Origin of the sequence: Bradyrhizobium icense (genome assembly GCF_001693385.1) — a bacterium.
GTDB classification, from domain to species: Bacteria; Pseudomonadota; Alphaproteobacteria; order Rhizobiales; family Xanthobacteraceae; genus Bradyrhizobium; species Bradyrhizobium icense.
Window position 1 is genome coordinate 5,084,898 of sequence record NZ_CP016428.1, and the last position, 22,175, is coordinate 5,107,072.

General features: G+C 58.5%; 23 protein-coding genes. 10 read left to right on the forward strand and 13 right to left on the reverse strand.

What is annotated here, in order from left to right; translation table 11 throughout:
* Positions 1-21 precede the first annotated feature (21 nt).
* From LMTR13_RS40980 to LMTR13_RS24120, 9 genes are all read left to right on the forward strand, one after another.
* Positions 22-300: a hypothetical protein gene (locus tag LMTR13_RS40980; protein ID WP_156795742.1), complete on the forward strand. Its 279-nt coding sequence runs from the start codon at positions 22-24 to the stop codon at positions 298-300.
* Between the two features lie 46 nt (positions 301-346).
* The gene (locus tag LMTR13_RS24090; protein ID WP_065729985.1) at positions 347-1,096 is read left to right on the forward strand and encodes a P-loop NTPase family protein; all 750 of its coding nucleotides are present in this window, start codon (positions 347-349) and stop codon (positions 1,094-1,096) included.
* 61 nt (positions 1,097-1,157) lie between these two features.
* Positions 1,158-1,829: a hypothetical protein gene (locus LMTR13_RS24095; RefSeq protein WP_065729986.1), complete on the forward strand. Its 672-nt coding sequence runs from the start codon at positions 1,158-1,160 to the stop codon at positions 1,827-1,829.
* 489 nt (positions 1,830-2,318) lie between these two features.
* On the forward strand, positions 2,319-4,553 hold the full coding sequence (locus LMTR13_RS41825; protein WP_065729987.1) for a hypothetical protein: 2,235 nt from the start codon (positions 2,319-2,321) through the stop codon (positions 4,551-4,553).
* A 216-nt stretch (positions 4,554-4,769) separates the two neighbouring features.
* The gene (locus LMTR13_RS43745; protein WP_418219807.1) at positions 4,770-5,075 is read left to right on the forward strand and encodes a hypothetical protein; all 306 of its coding nucleotides are present in this window, start codon (positions 4,770-4,772) and stop codon (positions 5,073-5,075) included.
* A gap of 1,302 nt (positions 5,076-6,377) precedes the next feature.
* Positions 6,378-6,749, forward strand: coding sequence for a type 1 periplasmic-binding domain-containing protein (locus tag LMTR13_RS40985; protein ID WP_156795743.1), 372 nt, complete (start codon positions 6,378-6,380; stop codon positions 6,747-6,749).
* 34 nt (positions 6,750-6,783) lie between these two features.
* The gene (locus LMTR13_RS24110) at positions 6,784-7,473 is read left to right on the forward strand and encodes a response regulator (RefSeq protein WP_065729989.1); all 690 of its coding nucleotides are present in this window, start codon (positions 6,784-6,786) and stop codon (positions 7,471-7,473) included.
* A gap of 73 nt (positions 7,474-7,546) precedes the next feature.
* Positions 7,547-8,962 carry a type II and III secretion system protein family protein gene (locus LMTR13_RS24115; protein WP_236843491.1) on the forward strand — a complete coding sequence of 472 codons (1,416 nt, stop codon included), beginning with the start codon at positions 7,547-7,549 and terminating at the stop codon, positions 8,960-8,962.
* A gap of 10 nt (positions 8,963-8,972) precedes the next feature.
* Positions 8,973-9,638 carry a CpaD family pilus assembly lipoprotein gene (locus LMTR13_RS24120; protein WP_065729990.1) on the forward strand — a complete coding sequence of 222 codons (666 nt, stop codon included), beginning with the start codon at positions 8,973-8,975 and terminating at the stop codon, positions 9,636-9,638.
* A gap of 40 nt (positions 9,639-9,678) precedes the next feature.
* On the opposite strand, the gene LMTR13_RS24125 is transcribed toward LMTR13_RS24120, so the two are convergent.
* The 12 genes from LMTR13_RS24125 to LMTR13_RS43750 form a co-directional block, all read right to left on the reverse strand.
* Complete coding sequence (locus LMTR13_RS24125) at positions 9,679-10,716, reverse strand: EscU/YscU/HrcU family type III secretion system export apparatus switch protein (RefSeq protein WP_065729991.1); 1,038 nt, start codon at positions 10,714-10,716, stop codon at positions 9,679-9,681.
* Positions 10,713-11,534, reverse strand: coding sequence for a type III secretion system export apparatus subunit SctT (sctT, locus tag LMTR13_RS24130; protein WP_065729992.1), 822 nt, complete (start codon positions 11,532-11,534; stop codon positions 10,713-10,715). The genes LMTR13_RS24125 and sctT overlap by 4 nt, the downstream gene beginning before the upstream one ends.
* Positions 11,535-11,819, reverse strand: coding sequence for an EscS/YscS/HrcS family type III secretion system export apparatus protein (locus LMTR13_RS24135; RefSeq protein WP_057847258.1), 285 nt, complete (start codon positions 11,817-11,819; stop codon positions 11,535-11,537).
* 2 nt (positions 11,820-11,821) lie between these two features.
* Positions 11,822-12,487, reverse strand: coding sequence for a type III secretion system export apparatus subunit SctR (gene sctR / locus LMTR13_RS24140; RefSeq protein ID WP_065729993.1), 666 nt, complete (start codon positions 12,485-12,487; stop codon positions 11,822-11,824).
* Positions 12,480-13,535 (reverse strand): type III secretion system cytoplasmic ring protein SctQ, encoded by a 1,056-nt coding sequence (sctQ, locus tag LMTR13_RS24145; RefSeq protein WP_065732945.1) that lies wholly within the window; start codon positions 13,533-13,535, stop codon positions 12,480-12,482. The genes sctR and sctQ overlap by 8 nt, the downstream gene beginning before the upstream one ends.
* Positions 13,536-13,597: 62 nt before the next feature.
* Positions 13,598-14,128, reverse strand: a complete 531-nt coding sequence (locus tag LMTR13_RS24150) for a YscO family type III secretion system apparatus protein (protein ID WP_065729994.1) — start codon at positions 14,126-14,128, stop codon at positions 13,598-13,600.
* Positions 14,104-15,453, reverse strand: coding sequence for a type III secretion system ATPase SctN (gene sctN / locus LMTR13_RS24155; RefSeq protein WP_065729995.1), 1,350 nt, complete (start codon positions 15,451-15,453; stop codon positions 14,104-14,106). The genes LMTR13_RS24150 and sctN overlap by 25 nt, the downstream gene beginning before the upstream one ends.
* On the reverse strand, positions 15,450-16,073 hold the full coding sequence (sctL, locus tag LMTR13_RS24160; protein WP_065729996.1) for a type III secretion system stator protein SctL: 624 nt from the start codon (positions 16,071-16,073) through the stop codon (positions 15,450-15,452). Before sctL ends, sctN begins: the two co-directional genes overlap by 4 nt.
* Complete coding sequence (locus LMTR13_RS24165; RefSeq protein ID WP_236843492.1) at positions 16,063-16,695, reverse strand: nodulation protein NolU; 633 nt, start codon at positions 16,693-16,695, stop codon at positions 16,063-16,065. The genes sctL and LMTR13_RS24165 overlap by 11 nt, the downstream gene beginning before the upstream one ends.
* Before the next feature lie 16 nt (positions 16,696-16,711).
* On the reverse strand, positions 16,712-17,521 hold the full coding sequence (gene sctJ, locus LMTR13_RS24170) for a type III secretion system inner membrane ring lipoprotein SctJ (RefSeq protein WP_269465885.1): 810 nt from the start codon (positions 17,519-17,521) through the stop codon (positions 16,712-16,714).
* Positions 17,522-17,583: 62 nt separating this feature from the next.
* Positions 17,584-18,108: a nodulation protein NolB gene (locus LMTR13_RS41830; protein ID WP_335622038.1), complete on the reverse strand. Its 525-nt coding sequence runs from the start codon at positions 18,106-18,108 to the stop codon at positions 17,584-17,586.
* Between the two features lie 313 nt (positions 18,109-18,421).
* The gene (locus LMTR13_RS43750; RefSeq protein WP_418219716.1) at positions 18,422-18,550 is read right to left on the reverse strand and encodes a hypothetical protein; all 129 of its coding nucleotides are present in this window, start codon (positions 18,548-18,550) and stop codon (positions 18,422-18,424) included.
* Positions 18,551-18,584: 34 nt separating this feature from the next.
* Between LMTR13_RS43750 and LMTR13_RS43755 the strand changes: the two genes are divergently transcribed.
* Positions 18,585-18,758 carry a hypothetical protein gene (locus tag LMTR13_RS43755; protein WP_418219717.1) on the forward strand — a complete coding sequence of 58 codons (174 nt, stop codon included), beginning with the start codon at positions 18,585-18,587 and terminating at the stop codon, positions 18,756-18,758.
* Between the two features lie 552 nt (positions 18,759-19,310).
* On the opposite strand, the gene LMTR13_RS24185 is transcribed toward LMTR13_RS43755, so the two are convergent.
* Positions 19,311-22,175: a hypothetical protein gene (locus tag LMTR13_RS24185; protein WP_065729998.1), complete on the reverse strand. Its 2,865-nt coding sequence runs from the start codon at positions 22,173-22,175 to the stop codon at positions 19,311-19,313.

The window sequence follows — 22,175 nt, forward strand, 5'->3', positions numbered from 1 at the left end:
AAGCCTACAACCTGACGCTACGTGAGATTCAAGCTGTTTGATGCTCATCGATATAACGGCGATGTACTGCTGATGATCGTCGCGTTGATCATCGCCGCAGTGGGCTTTTTTCGAGAACAGACTCGTTCGCATGTTCACAAACCTGACGTGGAACACCGCTCACAGCAACTAGTCGTGCCTATCCCAACGTCACTGATGGCTCGCATTAAGAAATCCCCACCAATTCGCATTGGTGACGCGGCAAAGATTCCACTATCCCTTGTTTCTGCCATGTTCGCATCCAAAGCAGAGATTTGCTGATTGCACACGTCGCGGTCGGCGGTAGCGAGTGCTTTAAGGGGATTCCATGACAAAGCCAGTTGTGATTGTGGTGGGTGCGGACAAGGGTGGGGTCGGCAAGACGACCGTATCCCGAACGCTTCTGGACTATTTCAATACCAATAACGTGCAGACACGCGCATTCGATACTGAGTCGCCGCGAGGAACGTTGAAGCGATTCCACCCCGAGATCACCGAGATCGTCGACATGACCACGACTCCGGATCAGATGAAGATCTTCGACACACTGAACTCAGGGCTATCCGTCACGGTGATCGACGCCCGCGCAGGCTTGCTGTCCCCGGCGCTGGCATCCTTGCGCGACATCGGATTTTTGGATGCCGCGCGGTCCGGCCAGATCACCTTTGCCGTATTCCACATCTTGGGATCATCCATTGCTTCCCTGGACGAGATCGCCGAGACCTCCAGTTTCATGACTGGTGCAAAGTATTTTCTGGTCAAGAACTTCATCAACGACACTCAATTCTTCCAGTGGGACGAGTCGACCTACAACTCCTATTTCCACCGAATCAAGAACGCGACCGAGCTGACGATCCCCAAGCTCAACCAGATGGCCTATGAGCAGGTCGAAGTTGCTTCCGTCCCGTTCGTCAACTTTGTAGCCAATAAGGGCCGGAACGAGGATGCCGCGAACCACTCCTTCGTGCTGCGCGGCTATGTTCGGCACTGGCTCGCGAATGTATGGCGCGAATATGATCGCATTAACTTGACGGACTTGGCCGGCGCCAAGTCAGTGACCCGCGGTGGTGAAAAATAGTCGATCGTTCGGCGATCGAACGGGCTGAGCCACGTATGAAGTTCGCTTAATATTACTGCCAATGTTAGCTACGCCCGTTTACATCATCTGCTCGCCTAGCCCGCAGGTCGGTAAGACCCTCGTCTCTCGCCTCATGAGCGAGTTCTTGCTGCTGAAGAACGGCACTGCGCTCTCCTTCGACATCAACCTGAAGGAGCCGTCACTGGTCGATTACCTGCCTGACATCACTGAGACGGCGGATGTGATCGACACATACGGCAAGATGCAGCTGATGGACCGGCTTATCCTGCACGATCGGGTGGCCAAGGTAATCGATCTTGGCTTCCATGCCTTTGATGAATTCTTCAAGATGTGCGAGGAGATCGGATTCATCAAGGAGGCGCTCCGCTGCCATGTTGCCCCCGTCGTCCTGTTCGTGGCCGGCACCGACCGCACCTCCTCGCGCAGCTATGAGATGCTGAGGTGGCGGATTCCCCCAGGAGCGCTAATCACCGTCCACAATGAATTCATGCTGCGCGGCGAGTTACCTGAAGCCATGGATGGCGCGCGTGTACTCCGCTTTTCGGCGCTACCAGTATTTCTAAAGACCTACGTCGACCGACTGAGCTTTTCATTCACAAGATATATGCGCAACGAGAAGGATCCCTCCACCGAGTTGCATCAGTGGATCTGGCGGAACTACGTCATGTTCCGCGATCTCGAATCAATGACGATGCCACAGCCCTCGTCTTGACTCGGGCTCCGCATGTGAAGAATTCCCGAGATGCAAGCGTCCTTCAAGCTTCGCCGTATCGCTCCCGGACATAATGTCCGAGCAATCGGCAAGGCCGTTTGCCCGCTTCGTTTCGAAAGGGCCTCGTGCGCGGCTTGGGCCAAAAATGACGTGGCGAGTATGCGGCAGCTTTCTGCGAAATCAACGCGGTCGCCATTGGCTCATTGTGACATTCTGAGATTCGTCAGCTTCTCAACAGGTAACTCTCCTAGCATGAGAACGTCGATACCTAGACGGCGACGTCATCCGTCATAAAGGAAATGAACACCCGATTGCTTGATCTCGGAAATCGGAGGAGCGTGGCGACGGTCTCGGGCCGCGGCAAATGATTATTGATTGTCAGTTGGCTTCAGGCTTCGACAGTCGGACTCTCGGCCGAAGGCTCCACCGCTTCCACTCAATCACCCTACCGTGCGCCGGATAAGAGCTTTGCTATGGGAGTGAGGTGCCATGGAGCGAACGAATAACAATTTTAATCTGTTTGATTTTGATGTGGAAGGATTCGCACAAGCGTACTATCAACAGTCCCGCGCGGGGCAGCAATCGGGCAATACGAGCGAGCAAGCTAGCTTTGAGCAGCAGATGGGCGAGTTGCAACTCAATTCGCCTGATGAGAGCTCCGTAACGTCTAGTTCTCCTGATGAAAGTCCCAAAAGGGGCGGTGGAGAAATCCGGCGCACTGACCTCGGCGGTTCGATGAGGATGCCGCCACATTCCCCGCTGATGGACAACTCGTTCAGCAGCACGCGCCACAGCGTGGACATCCCCCGCGCTCGCTTTCGAGATTCGGCCCAAGTACCGCCGCAGTCCAATTTGCGGGATGATTTGTTCAGCAGTGCGCGCCACACTTTGCAATCTGAGGAGCAGCCTGCCGTTCAGACGAAGAACAGCAAGAATCGCGGACTATGGTCGCGTATCAAGTCAGGTGTCGGAAAGGCGCTTGGGGCGAGGCGCAGCGAAAAGCCGTCCGGTTCCACGGCCCAGGATGAGGTCCTTTCAACGAAGTTTCGCGTAGATTACGCCAAGCAGCCCGGCCGAACACGCGGGGTCCCTCAGGAGGACGAGGAGCTGTTTGAGGACTTCAAAAGCAAAGCCAAGGTCACCCGGGACGACGGCACCGGTAAAGCAGTGGGCGACGGCACTGTCAAAAACGCGGTAGCCGATCTGCGAAATTTCAGCGCCTGGCTTAGCCAGAACGGGAGGCCATCAATCGCAGATCGTATTGGCAACCCGGAGTTAGAAGCTGGGTTGGATCGCGATGTAGAGGCCTACGCGAAGGATTCTAAGAAGGATCCTAAGCTTACGAGGAGGCGCACCAACGCGGCCTTGAAAAAGCTCCGCGACGTCGGCGCCGGAAAAGCCTTGTCCGCCGATATCCGCCGCCTGATTCCTTATGCCACAGACGCGACCCTCATCGACATGTTGGCCGAGGCAGAAAAGGCGACAGCCAGGATTGAGCCGAAGACGGTGGATAGGCGGGCGCGCCGTCTTTATAGGCTGAGTGATTGGCTGCAAACGCGCGAAAGAGGGGCCATGGCTGGCCGACTGAACGACGCTGGGCTGGCCAAAGATGTTGAGGAGTATGAGCGCGAAACCGAGGATACGAAAATCAACGCCGATTTGCTCAGACTTCAGCGCTACCAGCAAGTCCTCGAGGCGAACAGAGCGCTGGGGCTGGCTCCTCCTGAGAGCGCGCCGCCGTTCGCCGCGGAAGGCGCTCGGCAGCCCGCCTCGCCGCAGGAGCTTCCCGCAACGCCAGCTACCCCGAGCGAGGGAGCTTGGGATTGGTTTAGGAATCAGATGCGAGATCCCGCGTCGTCCTCATTCACACCGCACCATGGCCCGCAGCCGAGCTCGCTTCAGGAGCTTCCGGCAACGCCAACCACCCCGAGCGCGGGAGCTTGGGACTGGTTTAGGGAGCAAATGCAAGAACCCGCGTCATCCTCGTTCACACCGCAGCAGGGCCTGCAGCCGAGCTCGCTTCAGGAGCTTCCGGCAACGCCAGCCACCCCGAGCGTGGGCGCTTGGAATTGGTTTAGAGAGCAGATTCAAGAACCCGCATCACCATCATCTGCGAGGCGTCCCTCGTCAGACGTATACGGCGGTCTTGAGCCGCTGGTTAATTTGAATCCGCCCACACCGTATGAATTGCGTGACGATGCTCACTCTGTGCCGGCGCCCGACCTCGCCAGACCACCGTCGTTCGTTGGACCATCAGGGGCCCCTCAGGAGCTACTGGATATCGGATCTATCGTTGGCGAGGGCTGGCGCCACGGCTCTCAATCGGCCTCGGACGTCCTCATCGATGTACTGAGTAACGTCAATCTCATGCCGAACCAGTTCGGCCCAAGCCAGTTCGCGATCAACGGTGAGCATTACTCGGCCACTTTTGGGCCGGGAGGGCGCAGGGACGTTCGTCTCATCCATCATCCTCGCGCGAGGCCGATGAATGAAGCTGGGCCATCGCGTCAGCCCATAGCGGATCTTGGGTTTCTTATCCGCGGTGGATGGCAGCACCGCGAACGCTGGCTTCCGCCTTACCTTGTCCGTGCACTAGAGGGGGAGCACCTCCTGCCGGAAGCCGGGCGCCCGACGTATATCAACATCCGCGGCGTGCCTTACAGGGCCGAGTTGCTGGAAACGGACGGCGGCTCACGCGTTCGTATTTATCCTGAAGCTGGTTGAAGAACGCGCTTGGGCTGCAACCTCGGGGGTCAGCGGGGCGGCGCACCGGGGAATTATTACCGCCAAAGCAGCGGCATTGGCTTGGTCGCACCAGGGGCACCTACGGGAAATGCGCTGCGCAATATGCATGAGCGTTCGGATAAGAGGAGATGGCGAACGCGAAATTTCAACTTACCTATTGCCGAGGTCTGCGCGGCACTCGAGCGGCTGATCGATATGCTGGCAGACCTTGAACTTGCCCACCGCCACGGCGACAAAGTCCGGCTTGGCCTGAACCTGATTGAGCGCCCGCGCCGCCCTGAGCTCGACACCGTCGGAAGACGTCTCGCCGAGGCAATGGGCCTTGCGTATTGTCCGCTGATGCAGGTGGTAGATTGCGGGGGATCTGTCGCCGAAAGATTGTCGATCGCCTTGGGGCGCTTTGCCATGATGGCATCAGTCTCGGCGTCAGCTCGTGCCCTGCCCCTCGCTCTAGCGCGAACTGAGCAAGGTGAGCGGCATCGCCGGTCCCGGCAGCGTTGACTGGAGCCTTAGGCACAAACGCGGCCTTTCGCTCTGACCCGCAGATCTCTGCGATGGAACGCGCGCGACTGCGATGCGCGCGCTGGGCCGTGGTTGTAGCCGATTGAGCTCATAGCTCGGACACATGATGGTGAGCTGTCAGAAACGTCGCGCCGCTTGCTTATATCCGGTGACGTGATGCAACTCTCACCCGCGCGATGGCTTATCAATTTGCGTCGGTGCACGGACGACGTCACCGGATATAAGAGGGCAAAACGTCGGACGAGAGTATGAATCGAGCGTCAGGGGGTTTGGCCGCTTATATTCACGTAACGAACTCTCGGAGGACTTAAGTCGTACGCGGCGTCAGATTGTAGTGTTTCCGACACAGGTCGCGACAATACTTGCTGACAAATAGCAAGGAGCGCGAAATGTCTCAAACCGCCATGACAGGCATCGGTTTCCGTCCAGATGACAACGAATGGAGAGTCTCGCGGCCAGAAAAGGCTCTCTAGTTCCCGTAAGATGCTCTGCTATTGATGCGTCGCGGTGCTTTTCATTGGTTTTCCGCGTGGAAACCTCAGCAGGCCTGCGATTTATAAAATATTCCGTGCCACGAGCTCTCGAAGGGACTTGAATCGCACGTAGCGTCAGATTGTAGGGTTTCCGACATCAGTCGCGACAATGCGTCGCGCGCAACACTTCCTGACAGGTAGCAAGAATTGCGAATGTCTCTAACCCGTAGGGCCACGCCGCCCGACCCCGTCACACTTCTCGATCAGTCCACCGGAAGGCCTGTTGGCAACGCCGCCTACGCGCCGGAGGGGGTACCCGCGCCAGCCAAGTTGAGGCTGCAACAGCACGATGAGCTGAGGAGCAGTACTCGCTGTCTTGGCGTTCCCGTTGTCGGAGCGGAAACGAAGTTGACTCCAAGTTCGGCATCTGCCGCCGTTCGTTCCGAGAGGTGGAATGCAGGCGGCGGAACCACCCAAACCACACGCCTGATAACGCCGCTGCGAGGACGGAGCCGTCATTCGTCGGTGTGCCAGATGGGCCGCAGCCTAGCGGGCGCGTTGGATCCGTCTGAATGCCGGGTTTCGCCCGCTCCCGATGCACGTCATCGCCCACCGAGACAATCTTTTCATAGCCCGCGGCGCATTGGTTGTTCGTCCCACGCTAGCGGCATCTAGAGCATCGGCCCGCTGCGGGGGTGCGATCCGTCTTCACGCGTTCAAGCTTGCATTTGCTGTGACCAAACGACCTCACAGGTCGATGGCATAGCAAGACTCACCGCAGAGTCAGGGCAACATGGGAACCTTCCAAATGTCTCGTATCAGTTCGGATGCCAATCCAGCCATTCTCTCTTGTGCTGTGGTTTCGAGTGCGCGTGCCGGCGATGCGCTCGCCGAGCCGATGACCAGAAGCACTGCCGCAATTGGCGCGAAAATGTACGAGGGCCGAGCCACAGCGCTCGCTTTTACTGATTCTGGCCTGATTGCCGACATCAAGACCACGTTGAGCCTTGTCGAGGACGTATGCGATCCTCAGCAGACGGCCGAAATTGCTAATCGGCAGGCAATGGGCGGAGTGAGAGTTAGCCGTCGGCAACATTGCTCTTCTTCGTCGGTACCTTCTCCCGACGTTTACGTTGAAGCTGGAGAACTCAATTTCGCCCGACTTCATGATCGACGGTGATCTGCTTGGTAGTTTTGGCATGAAGAGGTAAAAAATGCGAACGCTACTGGTTGATCATGATGAGCACCTTGCGCGCGCTGTGCAAGGAGCGCTCTCGGATTGCGGTTTCGCCGTTGATGTGGTGGGCACTCTGGATGAAGCGGCGACCGCTCTGGACTACGCCAAGTACGACATTCTCCTGCTCGAGTTGGCTCTACCGGATGGAAACGGTTTGGACTGGCTGAAGCGGTTGAGACGCGACGGACATTTTATGCCTGCCATGGTGATGAGCAGCCGCGATGATCTCGGTAGGCGGATCGCCATTTTCAATGGTGGTGCAGACGATTTTCTGCCCAAGCCCGTGTCTACTGATGAACTCATCGCTCGGATGCGAGCCATTCTGAGGCGATCAACGCAAATGACAGCCCCCGTCGTTGTGTTTGGTAATCTAAAATTCGATCCGATCGCCCGGCAAGTTTCAGTTGGTGGTCGGCCGCAAAAGATTGCACGCCGAGAAGTGTGCATTCTTGAGCTTCTGCTCAGCCGCGCAGGCCGCGCCGTGCCACGCGCCTCGCTGGAGGATAGCCTCTATGCGTTTGACAACGAGGTCTCTACCAATGCGCTTGAAGTCGCAATCTATCGCTTGCGCGGTCATTTGAATCAGTCTGGTGCGACGCTACGGATCACGACAGTACGCGGCATCGGCTATATCCTTGAGTTGAATAGCGCGGCATCGGCCGCGTAGTCGATCGAACTTGAAAGCAAAGATTACCTTGAAGATCGCTCTTGATAATGAGGGTGGCAGCGATCGACGCTCGATCGTCGCTAGCGCCCTGTGGTCTGCCGTTTATCCTTCTCTTTCCAACCTCCTGTGCGCGGTCGCTTTGCTATCACCACTTACTGCCGCAGCTCAGACGATGCGGGACGCTAGAGGGGGGCTGCCGCGCGCGGCTCCTAGCAGCATCAATGGGACGCTGGACCTTTCCTCCTCGCTCGGCAAGACAGTTCATCTGCCCGGGCCGGCGGCGAGCATCTTTGTTGCAGACCCAACGATCGCGGATTATCAAGCGCCATCGAACACGACCATCTTTGTCTTTGGCAAGAAGTCCGGACGGACCAGCCTGTTCGCTTTGAACGACAATGGGGAAGCTCTCGCGGAGTTGCGTGTTGTCGTTACGCAACCGATCGAGGATCTACGTGCCATGCTGAAGGCCCAGGTTGGCGACTATCCGATCCAAGTCAGCTATACCCCCCGCGGCGCCATCCTTAATGGTACGGCTCCCAATGCCGATGTCGTCGCCACTGCCGTGAGGGTCACAGAGCAGTTTCTCGGTCCGGGTGCGCTGGTCGTCAATAAAATTCAGGTCGCCGGGTCGTTACAGGTCAATCTGAGCGTTCGCGTCGCGGAGGTCTCACGCAGCGCCATGAAGGAGCTCGGCATCAACCTCTCCGCTTTGGGTCAGAATGGCACTTTTTTCTTTAGCAGCGGCAAAGGTGCTGGTTCCGGCACGGCTACCGGCGGCGGCAAGGCAGGTATCGGCTTCAGCGCCGGTAATATCAACGTCGGCGCTGTTCTCGACGCGCTCGCGAGCGAGCACCTCGCAACCGTGCTGGCTGAACCGAATCTCACCGCAATGTCCGGTGAGTCCGCGAGCTTCCTGGCGGGCGGCGAATTTCCAATTCCGGTCATGCAGGACAACCGACAGGTTTCGATCCAATTTCGTCACTTTGGAGTGAGCCTCGACTTCGTCCCGACCGTTCTTAACAACAATCAAATCAATGTCCGCGTGAAACCTGAGGTCAGCGAAATTTCGAAAGAAGGTGAAGTCAAAGTGAACGGTATGGCCGTGCCTGCCCTCTCTACGAGGCGTGCGGAGACCGTTATCGAGCTTGGGAGCGGACAAAGCTTTGCAATAGGCGGGCTAATCAGGCGTACCTTCAGCACGGACATCAGTACTTTTCCTTGGTTAGGCGACGTGCCGATTCTCGGTGCACTGTTTCGCTCTTCGTCCTTTCAAAAGCAGGAGACGGAGCTCGTTATTATTGTCACGCCTTACATCGTGCGGCCAGCATCGAACCCGAACCGGATGAACGCCCCCGCCGACCGCATCGGACCGCCCTCAGATATTGGGCGCACCTTGACGAACACGTTGGCAAGCCCGCCGCGAGGCCGCGACGCTCCGCGCACCAGTGTACCAGGCGCGACAGGCGGCGCGGGCTTTATTATCGAATGAGGACCGTCGAATGACTTTACGAGCCCTGCCCCATCTGTTCGTTCTGATGGCAAGCCTAGGAGGCTGCACAAGCACTGCTCTGGTCAACACCGGGCCGGCTGAACAAGCAACTATGGTGCAGCAGCGGAGCAGTGTCTTCGTGCTGCAGAGCCTTCGTAGCCTCGAGCGGTATCGACTGAGGGATTTTATTGCCGGCGCCAGCCGGGGTCGGTTTGATGCGCTCCATCTCGATATCACCGGCTCGCCCCGGCTCGCGGCGCAGGTAGCACGCGAGGCCCGCGCAATGGGCGTCGCCCCTTACAACGTCCGCCTGTTCGGCCCCCGCATCGACCGGCCTGTCGGCTTCGCGGTGCGAATCGAGGCCATTGTCTATGAAGCACGTCCTCCCGTCTGTCCGTCGCTTTCGATCATTGGTCCTTCAGTTAACGATAATTCGTTCGACCAGACGCTTGGCTGCTCAATCCGCAACAATCTGGCAGTCATGGTCAACGATCCGGGCGACCTGCTGGACAATAGAGCTGTCATGGCAACAAAAGGTGATCGTGCCGCCATTCCTGTTGCGACATATCGGTCCATGGGGCGGCGTAACAAGAGCGACTTGGAAGATGGAATTGGCAACAGGTCCTCGCCAGAAGCCGGGTCAACGGCGACGAGGGATATACAGTCGCCTCGATAGTGCGCATCGGGTGGCGCAAATCATTTGCCTTAAGCAATGTCTAGACCAGCCCGGCGGAATAGAGTGCTCTCGCAACCCCTTCAAAGTACTTCCCAGGAACGGCGTTGCCCAGCATGGCATTCCGGATGAGCTGACGCGCCAGGGCCGGGTCCTGAACAATGCTGAGGCGCAGCGACTGCGCCTCAGCAAGCAGTCGTGAGGCAAGTTCGCCCTCACCACGGCAAACCACGATCGGCACGCCGGTCTCGCCACGAATGTAGCGGAGCCCAATCAAGATCGCCTGTCCTGTCACTATCAATGTGGCGCGATGCACGCCAAGCGGAGGCTCGTTCGCCGTCTCCTGGCGAAGGCGACGGTGTTCTCGTTTGACCTGCGGATTGCCCTGCTGTTCCTTGGACTCGCGCTTGGCCTCGGTCTCCGTCATGCGCATGTCCTGTAAAAACAACCAGCGCTGGATAAGAAGATCGGCCAATCCGGCGATCAGAAAAGCACCGGCAGCAATTTCGGTCAGCAATTTGATCTCAGTGAACACGAAGCTGAGACACCCCATACCGCAGGTTGGCAAGTATACCAGCGCCTTCCAACTTGCGATAACCGGGAGTAGCAAGCTTGCGCCGAGAAGGCACAGCTTAAGAAGCGACTTCGAGAGTTCAATGAGCGACCGCTTAGACGCAATCCGCTTGAGCCCCTTCATGGGATCCAATTTCTCGAATTTCGGCTTCAAGGAGTCGAAAGAGACGTTTAGTCCACCATTGGCTAGGACTCCCGCTAGAATACCGGCAGCAACACTGGCGCCGAGGAATGGACCAACGGCCGCAAAAAACAGTTCGATCAAGCCGCCCAGCGCCTGCTGGACCGCGCTCGTGAACGGCTGACCCTGCAGTTTGTCGATTAGCCGTACCGTTTCACACCACTTGGCCTCAATGAGGCCCGCTCTTAACCAGAGGCAGCAGAAACCGGCGCAAACACTGACTGCGCTGACCAAATCGGTGCTGCGCGGACTCTGCCCTTTCTTGCGCGCATCTTTTAGCTTCTTGGGAGTGGGAGGGAGCTTCTTCTCTTCGCTCGAGCCGCTCATTTAAGGAGCTTCTTGAACAACTCGAGCACGGTGTTGGACTGACTGATTTCCGATCCCATATATTCGACGAGGAAGGTGGCGTAACTTACCATGATTATTCCATACGCCAGATTCTTCATGGTGGGAGAGACATCGTTCAGTTTGAGTTGCGGCGCAAACCGTCCGAGTATCATGACCGATACATCGAGTAGCAGCAGGAATGCCAACACGGGGCCAGAGACCAGTAGCGCCGTATACATGATGTGACCGAGAAGCCCCAGAAATGCCATCGCGCCTTGCACGGTCAAACTAGGCATCAACTGATACACGGGCCAGATCAGATAGCTACCATAAAGGCCCCTAATCATATTCTCCAATCCCCCGGCTAGAACGAAGATCGCAATCGCGGTGGTACCGAGTAAAACCGCTGTCGCCGAAGCTTGGCCGCGCGTGGCGGGATCATCGGAAGCAACAGGGTTCGTAATCCCCCGTTGGGTATCGATGATCTCACCCACTGCCTGGATGCTCCATAGCGGAATACTGAGCAAAAAGCCGATGAGCAGGCCGACGAACACCTCCTTCAAACCGAGCAGCGTGATACTGATCAGCCGTGAGCCCTGATCCAGCGACTGCAAGCCGTGCCTGATCTGCAACAGGCATGGCAGTCCCATCGCAAAGGTCACGCAGCCGCGGATCAGCCCGCTGATGCGCGGCAGCGTAAATACAGGAAGGACCAGCATAATGCCAAGGGCGCGGGCTGCCGCGAGCCCGGCTGCAAGCACGAGTTCGATCGCCTCCTGGATCAGAGTTTGCGTCTCGGTGAGTGACGGGACGTTCATCTAACGTCGGCTAATACTTGCTGTGAGTGCGGGAAAGTCGGTAAACACCTGCTCTGCTTCCTTGATCAGCGCAGCGCTGAGCACCGGAGAGAACAAAGCGATCACCGCGACAACGACCAGAAGCTTCACAGTCAGTGGCAAAGTTTGATCCTGAAGCTGCGTTGCCGCCTGGATGATGCCGACGACCAGGCCGACAACGACCGCCGCGATAAGCGGTGGCAGAACCCAGATCATGAAGAGCACAAGTGACCGGCTCATATGAGTGAGAATGCTCGCCTCATCCATGCTCAGCCTCCCGGTGTTGTGTAACTGAGCACCAGCCCGTGCATGAGCCGCGACCAGCCGTCGATTGAGACGAATAGAAACAGCTTGAAAGGCACGGATATCACCGTTGGCGAAACCATCGACATACCCATGGCCATCAAGATGGTCGTTACAATCAGATCGATGGTGATAAAGGGCAGATAGAGAAGAAAGCCGATTTCGAAGCCACGCTTGAGTTCTGAAATTAAGAAAGACGGCACCAGAATGACCAGGTCATCGGCGCTCACGTTGCCGCGCATATTCTCGGGCCAGACCTGTTCGGTTGAAGCCAAGAAGAACCGGCGCTGCTCGTCAGCGGTGAACTTCTTCAGATGATCACGCATCGGCTCCTGCGCCTCCTTTGCGGCGCTCAGCCAATCATCGACCGTTTGGTAGCGGAGTTGTGGCGCAGAAAGGCGATTATAGGTCTGTTCAATCACTGGCGCGCTAATGAAAACTGTCAGGATCAGCGCCGCGCCATATAGAACTAGGTTCGGTGGGATAGATTGAGTCCCGAGCGCGTTGCGAACGAGGAAGAGCACGACGGACACCTTTATGAACGCTGTGCTTGTTACGACTAGGAATGCAAGCAGGCCAAGGCCGGCTGTGAGCGCAAGGAGTCCAAGAATTCCCGGTTGAATGTCAGTCATTGACGGCCAACCTACCTCGCAACCTGACGCCGAGCTCCCCGCCGATGCTTACGATGTCGCCGCGGCCGATGCGGCGGCCGTTAGCAAGGATATCAACCGGTCCGTCGAGCGGCCGGCCAAGTTCGAACACATGTCCCTCGCTGATATCCCTCAAGGCTCCGAGTGCGACAGTCCAGCGGCCGCATTCGAAAATAAGAGTTATCTCGATGTCGTCGAGATCACTTTCAGACGGCGGCCGGGGTTTTTCGGATTGGGTCATCATATGTGCACACTCCAGGGGATGTGGTTGGAGGCGGAATGCCCCCCGCACGATCAAGCGATCCTCTGCAACATGTGCCGGAGCCCATAAGGTTCCTGCGCTGAGGATGGCTTGGCCGCGGGCGAAGGGTATTACGTCCGGCAATAGAGCGTCTCCTGCATTTGCTTTTTCCAGCAGCGCGACCGTCGCACGGAGCGAGCCGATCTCTCCCTTAACGATGAGAGGCAATTCTGGGGGAAGCTGGCTTGCCTCTCGCGGCAGCTGCCTGAGCAGTCCGCCTAACGCCCGAAAGGCAGGTGGAACTGAACCATCGAGAGGCGAGAACAGGAACAGGCGCGCTTTGCCTTTGAATGGGCCGTAGGTGATTTCGAGCTCCAGATAAGGACCCCTAGCCGTTGCTTCGCTCAAACAGATCCGCTGCAACTTCTGCTGTGTCAGGCACTCTAGTTGATCGAGCAACGGATCGAGTGCAAATTCGACGAGGAGCGAACGCGTGGGCTCGGCAGGTAGGCCAAGCCCACTCTGCACCGTCGCGATCAGCCCTTCTACAACCGGACGGGCCAACGATAAGATGATTGTTTCATGTCCGATGGCCCAAACGCAGTCGAGCATCGATACGGCGCACGGCTCCGGCTCCCAGACAAGCCGTTCCATCCGCACGGATACCGGCTTATCGCTGAGACGACTTTGCAGAGGCTTGCGGGCAGCAGCGATCTCGTTGAGCCAGGAGACGACGGCAGGGGACAGGGTTAACGCCGGTTTAAATCCCGATTGTTCGCCCGGAGCCATGGTCGCAGGCTCGTCTACAAGACAAGGCGCTTTCTCTAGCATGAGAGCAGAAGCCATCAAATTCAGTCGCTAGCCGTGTGGGTACGCGAACCACTGCCATACCGAAGCAAAACCTCATCATCGGCCTCTATCTCGGCTTCCGCATCCGAATGGGCATCACTCGCGCGCTGAGCGTCGCCTTCAATTTGCTGCCATTTGTGACTCGCCGCCGAGCACTTGGTCAAAGTGGTCCGCGCCTCGAAGACCGCCGCCTCGGCCCGCTCTTGAGCGGCGCGCGCTTCCTCAAGCCTTCGGCGTGCTCCTGCGATCTCAGCTTTGAGCCGTCCAATGACGATGTGACAGCGACGATCGAGCTCTTCGACAGATAGCGAACCAAAAGATGCCAGCTCTCGGTAAAGCTGCGCTTCGAGCGCCGCTTGGTTTTTCTCGGCCGTTGCAAGATCCCGGACAGCTTGTTCCACCGCTTGGAGCGCGGTGCGGCGTTTGGCCTCCATGTTGGACACCTCACGAAGGGCGCTCTGCTGTCTCATATCCTTCACTAGCCGCAATTTCGAGGCATGGACACGATTCACGCGGTCAGACGCGACATCCATGTGACCGTCTCCTCAAAGCTTGACGCCTCGTCTCCGCCCTGACGCAGGAATTTCCGCAACTCCTCGATCGAATTAATTGCCCGGTCTGTCAGAGGATCACTGCCGTGCTCATATTCGCCAACCTTCACCAAGAACTCGGCCTCGGCGTAGCGCGAGAGCAGATCACGGAAGAAGGAAGCCGCCTTTCGATGCGACTCAGACACGACCGCATTCATCACGCGGCTGCGGCTTGATAACACGTCAATAGCTGGAAAATGCTCGCGCGCAGCCAAAAGGCGTGAGAGAACAACGTGGCCATCAAGAATGCCTCGTGATTCTTCGGCGATTGGATCACCCGAGCCGTCGCCTTCGACAAGCACAGTATAGAAGGCCGTGATTGAGCCGCGCTCGCCCATGCCGGCACGCTCCAACAGCCCAGGAAGCATCGCAAAAACCGATGGCGGAAAGCCGCGCCGCGTCGGCGGCTCTCCTGCCGCAAGGCCAATTTCGCGCATGGCGCGGCTAAAGCGCGTCAATGAGTCCATCATCAGGACGACGCGAAGTCCTTCATCACGAAAATATTCGGCGAGTGCCGTCGCCATGTAAGCGCATTGCGCTCGCTCCATTGCCGAGCGGTCGGAAGTCTCAACGACAACGACGGTGCGGCGAAGTGCTGCCTCACCAAGGTGCTGCTCGATGAATTCCCGCACTTCACGACCGCGCTCACCGATCAACGCGACTATGGTGGCGTCGGCAGCCGCGCCTTTTACGATCTGCGACAGGAGCGTCGACTTACCGCACCCTGGGTCTCCGTAGATGCCGATCCGCTGCCCCTCGCCACATGTCAGAAGCCCATCCAAGACACGGACGCCGAGTGGGAACGTTCGCTCGATACCGCGCCTTGTCATTGGGTTGGGAGCCTTGCCGCGCAGCGGACGAGTCTGAGCGGCGTTGATTGGCCCCTTTCCGTCGATCGGACGGCCGAAGCTGTCGATCACCCGGCCAAGCAAATCGGGGCCGACCGGCACTTCATGCATTCGTCCGGTCGCGACCACTTCTGCTCGGCTGGATAGGCCCGCCATGTCACCAATGGGAGTGAGCAATACCCCATCCTGCGATAGGCCGATCACCTCAGCCTCGAGCGACCATCCGGTGCGGGGATCCTGCAGCAGGCAAAGCTCCCCTATACGCGCCTCTGGCAAGACGGCATGGAGCAAGGTGCCGACCGCCCGTGTGATCCGCCCTCGTACAGCGCGCGTGTCGATATGCTTTGCTGTAGATTTCAGAGACGATAGCGCAGCGTGCAGATTCCTCTCTCCGGCCGCATCTGTCGCTGATGTGGTCATGGCCCGTCTTCCTTTGATGGCAAACCCAGGCCAAGGCGTAGAGCTCGGAGCTGAGCGGCAACGCCAATGTCCACATTGCCAAATTCGCTCCACAACACGCACTGCTCTGTCGTTAGAGCCGGATCCGGGTCAACCCGCACCTTCGGCCGGCCCTCCTGTCCATCGCACGTAGCGAACTCGCGCGCCAGCGCATCGGCTTTCAGAGGAGAGACATGAAGGCATATTTCCGCGCTACCATATTTTTGCTCGATCGCGTGACGAACGGTCCTCACCAACATCTCGCCTGGATCAAACGCGCCCAGAAGATCGCTCACGATCTCCATGACGAGCTGCGGCAACTCCTGCTCCAGAATGGCTTTTCGCTGCGCAAGTGCGGAAGCAGCCTGCGCAATCAGCCGAGACATTTCCTCGGCGCCGCTCTTGAAGCCATCCTCACGGCCGCGCGCCCGCTCCCGCTTATAAGCTGTCCGTCCCCAGCCGCGAACGCGCTGCAGATGCCGCTCGGCAGCCGCGCGTGCTTCTACGGCATCGCACCAGATCCCGATCTCGGCAGCCGGTATGAGAGGCCCGAGAGGACGTATCTCGGGGGCCACTGGCAGCGCTGGGTCATCAGCTGTCATGCCGCGGCGTCTCCCTCGACAAATGGGCTATCACCAAGGAAAGCACTGGGCCCGCGGCATTGCGGTGTTCGGCCGCTGGATTCTCGGCAGCAGTGCCCATGGGCAAGCGTAACAGCACGCGCGTGCGATCAAGTGCCGAGGCTTCGTCGAGCCAAGCACCTAGGCAGGCATGGCCATCGTGTTCAATCTGTTGCGAAAGTTGCTCCGGATCAGCGGTAGTGGTGATTGCGACCGCGCTGGCCAAGTTCCGGATACCGAAAGCGTGCGCTTCTGCCCCGATACGGTCGAGCAGCATCGCGAGATGCTGCTTTGAGACGAGCTTTAGGAGCGAGCGAGCATGCCAGATACTGCCGGCAAGCAAAGCAGCCCTATTCGGATCATGGCCGAGCAGAAGATCGTCTCCCCAGTTACGGCCGTTGGAGTCCATTTCATTACCAAGCAGCATTTCAGCAAGTCTTACCTGCAGCCTCGAACTCTTCTGTAGCCGGACCAAAGTCGAAGCCGACAGCCGCGCGTCAAGACGGGCAGCAAATCGGGTCAGATGGGTCGAGGCAGCAAGCTCGCGCAGACCCTCAGAGGGCCATTCGGACCACGTATGAGAACCGGCGGATGGCAGCGGCATGGGCATTTGCACACTCCTATGCCTTATCGGAAGCGATCTTTTTACCGGGAGGCGCGATAGCGGGCGTGTTCGAACGGTTGCCAAGTCTGGATCGCGCGCGCGACAGCTGGGCGCGCTGATGCATAAGAGAGCCCAGGAATATGTAGCACAGAAGGCCAAGCGCAGCGCCGCCTCCCCCAATAGCGGCCGCAAGTAGCGGGTCTGAAATGGATTTGGTCGACTGAGCGGACGCAGCTGGCGGGGCCGGACGTTCAAGCGGAGCCCGCTCGACCGGCACAAAGACCACCGCCACCTTGTCATAGGATAGGCCCTCGATGCTGTTGGCGACCAGCATTTTGATCTGCGGTAGCAGGAGCGAGAGCTTTGCATTGGAGTTATGTCGAACGAACACCGACGCTGAGGACGGCATCGTGTCCTGGCGCAATAGATCATTTTTCGGCAAAACAACGTGGACACGCGCGGATATGACGCCGTCGATATCGCTAATCGTACGCGACAATTCTTCGCTCAGGGCATAAACGTAGCGGGCGCGCTCCTCGATCGGCGAGGCGACCAGGCCCGATCCTTTGAACACCTCGCCGAGGTTCTTGAAAGGATGGCGTGGCAACCCTTCGAGATTTAGTAGCTCAATCGAATAGGCTAGCTGCTTCTCCTCGACCTGGATCGTGCTGGTCCCGTCCTTGGCAGTAACACGGACCGCATCGACGCCCTTGCTAAGCAGGAGCGCAAGCATCTCATTGGCCTCGCGCTCCTGCACTTTGGTGTAGAGATCAGCCTTACAGCCAATCAAGGGGAGGAGAAGCGACAGCACGGCAAAAACACGCAACCGCCGACCGCATAGGCGGGCATGGCCGCTTTGTCCATAGATGAAACCAGACGTCAACGAACTCAGCCCGCCGATAGCAATTTGTTCAAAGATGAGCTGACCGCGCTGGTGCTCTTGGACACAAGCGAAACCTCAACGACACCCTTGTAAACGTCCCGCAGACCCGCAACCATCGTGTCGAAGTCGAGCACCCCTTCCGGCCTGCCCGCGGGGTTCACCCCGACTAGCTGCGACCGCGAAAGCGGCTGAGCGGCCGGCCCAGGTTGAACGGTCTTCGAAATGGCGGCCACACCGCCGCTCGTTGCAGAAGGAACGGGATTGCTCCGATACATCGAAGAGAGAGCTTGGAGCACGCGCTCGCCAGGCGGGCTCGCCTGCACTGCTGCACGCTGAACCTCTGACACCGCAGGAACGGGCGCTGCCCTATCTGTGACTGAGGAGGCAGCGTCTGATGTCGAAGCGACATGCAGAAGAGTCTGCTGAAACTGGCTCTGCTGGCCGATAGCTGCCGGCTGGCAGAGCCCGGACAGACCGTCGGCAGGGTTCAGAGAGATCGGCGTAGCGCCTAGCATGATCGAAGGTGTCATTGGTTTGGCGCCGATGAGACATCGCCGTTGTTAAGACTTGATGGTCAATACCGTAAAGAAGCCAGCTGACCTCAAGCTGACGAACACGCGAGCCATAAGGCGATTCTAAAGATCACGCTTGGCTTCCAATTTGGGCGAAGTCTTAATATTTGTTCTCAGGCCGAAGGGACTTGGGAATGCTAAGCCGACGCACGATCCTGAACATTTTGAACCGAGTTGCGGGCGCAGGAGTTTTCCTTTCCACCGGGATACTCACGGCGTTTGGGGCTCCGCTCGCGCTGCCTTCGGCAGCTATTAGCTACACGGTTCTGGATCAGGACCTGTCTGCCCACTGCTGGAATTCGATAATAACCTCCATATCAGAGTGAACATCAGCACCGAGTTGAAGGGCCGGATTCGCGGGCGCATGCCGGATCTGCCACCGCGCGAGTTCGTCGATCATGTGACCACTCTCTGAAATCTTCAATGATACAATGATGGGCGTGCTTTACGTATCTGCTGCAAGCGAGGCGCAAAATCGTCTGCTTGTGTTGAAGCCGATCAGCTTCGATGCGTTCAAAGCGGCGCTCGATGCACTCAACATCTCCGACGAGCGCTATGTTGAGAGACCGGCACCGGGAAATGCGGTCCGCCACGCTTCATGGCGCTAGTGGACCAGACGCTCAACGGCCTTGTGGCCGAACGATAGGCGCGGCCACGCTCTCTCACCGCCGAGAAGCCGCTTGGGCACCAGCGTCTGCGGAGAAAAATGCTACGGATTTCCAGCTTGTAGGCTCCGTTGAGAGCGATCAATGGCTTTGCCATTTTTGCGGCCTAAGCGTTCCTGAACGAAGCTCCGGCTGTCGCAGGATTTCAAGGCAATATCGATCAGCTGCTCGATGCCGTGACACTGCCGAGAGTACCTCCTTCGAGAGCTAGGGCGCTGGCGGAGTTCATGTCTAGTACCGTCCGGGCCTTCCCTATTCGCTGGCAGGTCAGGCCCCAATCCCGTGCGACTTGCTCAGAGCCAGAAGCATCCGCAGAAGACGCCTCCACGCCCGGCGAGATCATTTCGGAATGGTGGCGAAATCATCTCGGAATTCGCAGGCCGCAGCGCGTCGGTACACGCGCGCGAGATCGTCGGAATTCGCAGTTTCGCTGCCATGGGATGTTGAGCGCATCGAAAACGAAGAACTCGGGGACTCCCAGCCCAAGCGCGTTCTTCAGTCACGTTGAGGGTGATAGATGAGATAAACGACGTGGCCGGATCCCAAGATCGCGTTACTTTGCCTGCTCCTCAACTCGGCCGTGTAGAGCTCACCGTTGATGGTGAACTGTATGCGCCGGTTCTGCGGGGTCGGAAGTAGGTTCCATGTGTTTAGTATGTACATCATGCCGCGATGCGAGACCTCTCGGCCCTCGCCTTGATTGTCCCAGCGGTTGTGGTTCCAAGTATCACCGACAAAAGGTCCGATATCCGGTAAATCGGCTCGGCCGCGATAGGTCCCTGATCCGGGAGACGACGCCTGCATTGGCAGAGCATGGTTACGCAACTCGGACTGTGTGATTGGATTGAAATCAACCAGTGACTGAGCACTGCCATAAACGTCTGAGGGAGCGCTGGCTGAGGACGATGACCCAGACTCGTGGAGCGGCTGACGGGATCGCCGGACTTCACTCATCTGGCTAGGGCGCGGATGATGGATCAGTTGAACGTCCCTGCGTCCTCCCGGCCCAAACGTGGCCGAGTAACGCTCACCGTTGATCGCGAACTGGCTTGGGCCGAACTGGTTCGGCAAGAGACCGATGTTACCAAGTATGTCGATCAGGGCGTCCGAGGCCGGCTGGGAGCGGTGGCGCCAGTTGTCGACCAAATGTCCGATTTCCGGTAGCTCCTGAGGGGGCGCTGATGGCCCGATGAACGACGGTGGTCTGGTGCTACCACGCGCCGGCGCAGAACGCACATCGTCACGCAATTCAGACACTGTGGGCGCATTCGGATGAGGCACTGGCTCAAGGCCCTCATGGATGATTGACGGCGCAGCCTTGGCAGACGACGATGGCTCTGGTTGTTGCACCTGTTCCCTAAGCCAGTCCCAATAGCTGGGCTGCGAGCCACGGTACCGCGTGGACGAACCCAGAATGGGTTCTTGCATCTGCTCCCTGAACCCATCCCAAGCTCCCGTGCTCGAGGTGGCCGGCGTTGCCGGGAGCTCCTGAAAAGAGCTGGGCTGCAGGTCACGGTGTGGTGTGGACGACGGAGTGGGCTCTTGCATCGCCTCCCTAAACCAATCCCAAGCTCCCGCACTCGGGGTGGCCGGCGTTGCTGGGAGCTCCTGAAAAGAGCTGGGCTGCAGGTCACGGTGTGGTGTGGACGACGGAGTGAGCTCTTGCATCGCCTCCCTAAACCAATCCCACCCTCCCGCACTCGGGGTGGCCGGCGTCGCCGGAAGCTCCTGATAAGAGCTGGGCTGCAGGCCACTGTGTGGTGTGGACGACGGAGTGGGTTCTTGCATCGCCTCCCTAAACCAATCCCACGCTCCCGCACTCGGGGTGGCCGGCGTCGCCGGAAGCTCCTGAAACGAGCTCGGCTGCGGGCCAGGGTGTGGTGCAGAGGATGATGGAGCTGGTTCTTGCATCTGCTCCCTAAGCCAATCCCACGATCCCTCGCTCGGAGTGGCTGGCGTTGCCGGAAGCTCCTGAAACGAGCTCGGCTGCAGAGCGTCTTGACCGGCGACCGAGCCCGCTTGTTCCGGTGGACCCAATCCCAGCGCTCGGTTCGCCTCGACAGCTTGTTGATGTTGCCGGAGCCTTGGCAACGCCGTCCTGAGAAGATTGCGCAAGCGAACGTCATCGCCCGCAAACTCGTCGGCCTCGGCACGTAAAGCCTCTAGATTCTCAATTCGAGTGCTGATTGAGGGCTTCTGTGTCGCCTGAAGCCAGGCGCTGAACTGGCGAAGTGCCCACAGGTTCACGCCGATTTTCGGGGCCACCTCGCTGAATCCGAGAAAAAGCGCCTCGTCATCCGCGCTCGGGGAAACTTCCAGAGGCGGGAACGGCTGCGGCGCGTTGGCGCGTTGTCGGTAGTTCTGAAGAAGATTCCACGCGCGTGGAAACTCTCTAAGATACGAGCCCTTCCCAGAATTAATATAGCGGTCTCGCTCCTCGGGGCGAGCCTGAGTAATGCTAACCCCGCGCTCGTTGAGCCACCTACCGAAGCTGTTAAGAGCCCTACGGTACTCCTGCATGGTTACCGCCGCAAAGCCGCGCTTAACGCCTTCGTCACACGCAGCGTTGATGAGCGCCTCGTCCTCGGGGACGAGAGCCTCGACCCGCCGGCCGCCCCGCGGCAACGTCATCACCGACGCTCCGAATGCGGTGACGGGAGCCTCAACGGGCCGGCCGCCTCGCGTCAACGTTGTCACCGGCGCTCCGACTGCGAATTGCTCGAGCCTTGTCAACGCTGCCTCGATACGAGCGCCCAAGCGAACATCATTGGCCGCAAACTCGTTCCCCTCGGCACGCAATGCCTGAAGATTCTCTAGTTGGCTGCTGATTGGTGGCTTCTGCTTCGCCTGAAGCCAGGCGCTGAAGTTGCGCAGTACCTCTAGATCCCTTCGGATCGTGCGATCGCTTGGTCCGCTTTTCTTGGCTTCCTCGCGGATCGTGCCATCGCTGGCTCGGCTTTTCTTTGATGCCTCGCGGAATCTAGAAAAAAGCTCCTCGTCCGGGCCATCGTTCTCGCGGCTTCGCTTCGACGGCACTTCAGTCGAACGGCCGAAGGGAGTATGGGGTATGTCTACGCTTTGGCGCGTGCTGCTGAATGAGTGGCCCTGAATGGGCGGCACCTGCATCGAACCGCCGACATCAGTGCGCCGAATCGCTTCACCTCCGTCTGCGGTTTGCCCATCAGGCGAACCCGCTTCTGCGGAGCTCTCATAAAACGCACTGTGTTGCAGCTCGCTCAGCTGCTGCTCAAACCTCGCTTGCTGGCTCGTATTGCCCGGTTCTTGCTCCTGCTGCTGCAGCGGGGCGTTGTACGCCTGAAACTCACCAGGGCTGAATGGGTTGATGTTGTTGCGATCCAC